This is a genomic window from Methylobacterium sp. WL103, from assembly GCF_008039885.1.
Taxonomy (GTDB): domain Bacteria; phylum Pseudomonadota; class Alphaproteobacteria; order Rhizobiales; family Beijerinckiaceae; genus Methylobacterium; species Methylobacterium cerastii.
Genome location: NZ_VRUX01000459.1, coordinates 1 through 3,463 on the forward strand (window position 1 = coordinate 1; position 3,463 = coordinate 3,463).

General features: G+C 69.3%; 4 protein-coding genes. 3 read left to right on the forward strand and 1 reads right to left on the reverse strand.

The features are described from left to right. Window positions 1–324: 324 nt before the first annotated feature. The 3 genes from FV222_RS20500 (at window position 325) to FV222_RS20510 (ending at window position 2,472) form a co-directional block, all read left to right on the forward strand. Window positions 325–1,212, forward strand: a complete 888-nt coding sequence (locus FV222_RS20500) for a branched-chain amino acid aminotransferase (protein ID WP_147763543.1) — start codon at window positions 325–327, stop codon at window positions 1,210–1,212. A gap of 429 nt (window positions 1,213–1,641) precedes the next feature. Continuing rightward, entirely contained in the window at window positions 1,642–1,926 is a 285-nt protein-coding gene (locus FV222_RS20505; RefSeq protein ID WP_147815513.1) for a DUF3072 domain-containing protein, read from the forward strand. A 336-nt stretch (window positions 1,927–2,262) separates the two neighbouring features. Then, window positions 2,263–2,472: a Flp family type IVb pilin gene (locus FV222_RS20510; protein WP_147763541.1), complete on the forward strand. Its 210-nt coding sequence runs from the start codon at window positions 2,263–2,265 to the stop codon at window positions 2,470–2,472. A gap of 7 nt (window positions 2,473–2,479) precedes the next feature. Here FV222_RS20510 and FV222_RS20515 read toward each other — a convergent pair whose 3' ends face one another. Next, window positions 2,480–3,238, reverse strand: coding sequence for a DUF937 domain-containing protein (locus FV222_RS20515; protein ID WP_210248500.1), 759 nt, complete (start codon window positions 3,236–3,238; stop codon window positions 2,480–2,482). Window positions 3,239–3,463: the final 225 nt, after the last annotated feature.

Below are 3,463 nucleotides of genomic sequence, written 5' to 3' on the forward strand. Positions count from 1 at the left end.
GCTCGATCAGGTCGTCGCTGCTGCAGGCGGCCGGCGCAGCGGCGGCGTCGTGCTCGCGGGCGGCCGGCGCGCCGGATTCGTCGCGTTCGCGGAGGGCGGGGGATGTCACGTGCGGCCCGTGTCCCGTTGCGGCGCGAAGGGCAGGAAGGACGGTCGGCGTCGGAGGGGGCGACGCCGAAGCGATATACGTCAGTGTCGTTGACATATTCCAGGCCGGTTGATACCCGTCAACCCCGCTCGAGCCGCCGTGGTGCGGCCCGCCGACATCGTCCCCGCCGAAGTGCCCGTGCCTACGGGCCGCGACGATTTCCAGGAAGACCCCCCATGTCCGTGATCCCGTTCGACGAGCGCGAGGGCACCATCTGGTTCGACGGCGCCATGGTGCCGTGGCGGGACGCCAAGATCCACGTGCTGAGCCACGGCCTGCATTACGGCTCGTCGGTGTTCGAGGGCGAGCGCGCCTACGGCGGCGTGATCTTCAAGAGCCTCGCCCACGCCGAGCGCCTGCGCCGCTCCGCCGAGCTGCTCGACTTCGCCGTGCCCTATTCCGCCGCCGAGATCGTCGCGGCCAAGGAGGCTGTGCTGAAGGTCAGCGGCCTCCAGGACGCCTACCTCCGCCCGGTCGCGTGGCGCGGCTCGGAGATGATGGGCGTCTCGGCGCAGGGCAACACCATCCACTTGGCGATCGCCGCTTGGGAATGGCCGAGCTACTTCGACGCCGCCACCAAGATGAAGGGCATCCGCCTCGACATCGCTGACTACCGCCGGCCCGATCCCCGCACCGCCCCCTGCGCCTCGAAGGCGGCGGGCCTGTACATGATCTGCACGATCTCCAAGCACCGGGCCGAGAACAAGGGCTACGCCGACGCGCTGATGCTCGACTTCGAGGACAATGTCGCCGAGTGCACCGGCGCCAACGTGTTCTTCATCCGCGACGGGGCGATCCACACCCCCACCGCCGACCGCTTCCTCAACGGCATCACCCGTCAGACGGTGATGGATCTGGCCCGCCGCCGCGGCATCGCGGTGACCGAGCGCCGCATCCGTCCCGAGGAGATGGCCGATTTTTCGGAGTGCTTCATCACCGGCTCGGCCGCGGAGGTCACGCCGGTGTCCGAGATCGGTCCCTACCGCTTCGTGCCCGGCGCCATCACCCAGACGCTGATGGACGATTACCTCGCCGAGGTGCAGCCTCAAGCTCGAGCAGCTTGAGCGGGGAAGAAGCTCGAGCGGCCCGAGGGGAAGAAACGCGCGAGCGGCTTGAGTGGGAAGGCACGGCGGTCCGATGGGGCCGCCGTTTTCGTCTCGTCCCACCCGCGCTTCATCCCTCGTGCCGGTGAGGCGCGGGTCCCCTCTCCCATTCGGGAGAGGGGACCCGCGCCAGCGCCTCACCGATCCGTCCGGGGCCATTTGTGGAAGACGTGTGAACACGACAGCTCGCACGGCGTTCGGGTTGCTTCGTGAGGCGACCGCGATGATGCGCGGCATGGGTCCCGGCCGATCAAATGCGCCCGCTCGACACGCCTTCGCGCGGAAAGCTGCGGGCCGGACATCCTATCCCCAGGCGGTTCCCGCCAGCGAGGAACCGTGGCGGTCCGGGCTGCGTTCTAACGGAACATTCCAAGAACGCATGAGTGCCCGATGACCAAGGCCGCCGCCAAGTCCGATGCGAAGTCCAGCCCCAAGGCTGACACCCGGTCCGCCTCGAACGAGAACCCCAAGACCGACCCGAAAGACGTGTCGAACCAGATCAAGGATCCCGATCAGTGGACCACCGGCGGCGAGCCGATGACCGGCGCGCAGGCCTCCTACCTCAAGACCCTGTCCGAGGAGACCAAGGAGCCCGAGGCGTTCGATCCCGACCTCGACAAGGCCGAGGCCTCCAAGCGCATCGACGCCCTGCGCAAGGAAGCCGGCCACGGCTGAGCGGGCAGGGACGCCTGACGACGCGGTGCGGCGCTTGGCGGATATCCAAGAGCATCCCCTCACCCCAACCCTCTCCCGCACGGGAGAGGGAGCCTCGTGGTGCTTCGCGCGACGCGTCCGGTGATGGGGGGAGCCGACCTGGAGGAACATGACGGGCTGGTGAGAGAGCGGAACCCGCAGGGCGTTCGGGGACGCTCCGCGCTCGGCGGAAATCGCCGTTTATTCCTAAAATCTTATCTCGCTCAGGCCGGTTGCCGGCGATGGGTTTAAAACATCGGCAAGGTGGCGTGGGTTAGGATCGTTTCAGGCCGGTTCGGCGAAGGAAAGCGATCATCGATGTCGGGGCCGGTCGTCGAAATGCCGGAGAGGGCCGAGGCCGCCTCTCCGATACGCCGCTTCGCCGCCGACGTGCGCGGTGCGACGAGCATCGAGTACGCCCTGATCGCCGGATTCGTCTTCCTCGCCATGATCGGCAGCCTACGCCTCTACGCGTCCAAGGTCGGCCAAGTCTACGCGACCATCGGCAACGCCGTCAGCCAGAACTGAGACAGCCTCAACGCGCGCCTGGCCGCCCCTTGCGCGGCCTGTGCGAGGCGTCCGGGGATTCGGGCGCGTGCGGGGCCTTGGGGTCGGCGCCGGCTTTCGTTGCGCCCGCCCTGGCCGGATCGGCCTCGGTCCAGAACGCCTCGAACAGCCCCTGCATCGCCCGCACGTTCTGCTCCTGGACCTCGGCGCCGGTCTTCAGCATCTGCTCGAACATGCCGGGCGTCGCGTCGGCCTCCGGCTTCGGCGCGGCCCGGGCAGCCTGCGGCTTTGCCGGCTGAGGTCTGGCCGGCTGCGGTTTGGTCGCCTCCTGGGCGGGCACGAAGGCCTTCATCATCTCGGCCCAGCCCGGTGCGACCGCGAAGGGCGAGGGCGCCGGGGCGGGCGCCGCCTTGGCCTCCGGAGCCTGCTGGTTCAGCAGCATGTGGACGATGCTCGCCACCACCGCGCCGGCCATCATCGGCAGCATCTGGCGCAGCACCTGCGAGCCGACGCCGCTCGCCGACGAGGCCTGCTGCAGGATCGCCTGGGTCAGGGCGGGCGAGCCGAACATCTGCCCGAGCATGCTTTCGGCCGGGCTCGCGGCGGGCCGTGCACCGCCCATCCCGAACATCTGCGACAGGCCGGTCGGGTCGGGCATGGCGCTGCGCTGCAGCCCCAGCGCGAAGGCCGGCATCAGGGCCTCCATGGCCCTGCGCGTCTGCTCGGGGGTGAGGCCGAACTGCTGCGCGACATTCTGCATCCCGGCGCCGTTTTGGGCCTGAAGCATGTCGAGCGGGTTGAACATCGCGCACGGCCTTGGTCTGTTCGTCACGCGACATCCCACTTCGGGCCGCGCGGACGAAGTCTAGACCCTTATCGACGCCGCTGACCAGTTGCCGGCGCGGGGTCCGGTCGCGGGGCGGGACGATCGGGCCGCGCATCCACCGCGGATCGCGTGAAAACTAGACCAGCGCGCCGCCCTGCGCGGGCGCCGCGGCCATCGCCGCCTCGG

Coding starts and splice junctions, on each gene's coding strand:
- FV222_RS20500 (WP_147763543.1), top strand. CDS start 325: ATGTCCGTGATCCCGTTCGACGAGCGCGAGGGCACCATCTGGTTCGAC.
- FV222_RS20505 (WP_147815513.1), top strand. CDS start 1,642: ATGACCAAGGCCGCCGCCAAGTCCGATGCGAAGTCCAGCCCCAAGGCT.
- FV222_RS20510 (WP_147763541.1), top strand. CDS start 2,263: ATGTCGGGGCCGGTCGTCGAAATGCCGGAGAGGGCCGAGGCCGCCTCT.
- FV222_RS20515 (WP_210248500.1), bottom strand. CDS start 3,238: ATGCTTCAGGCCCAAAACGGCGCCGGGATGCAGAATGTCGCGCAGCAG.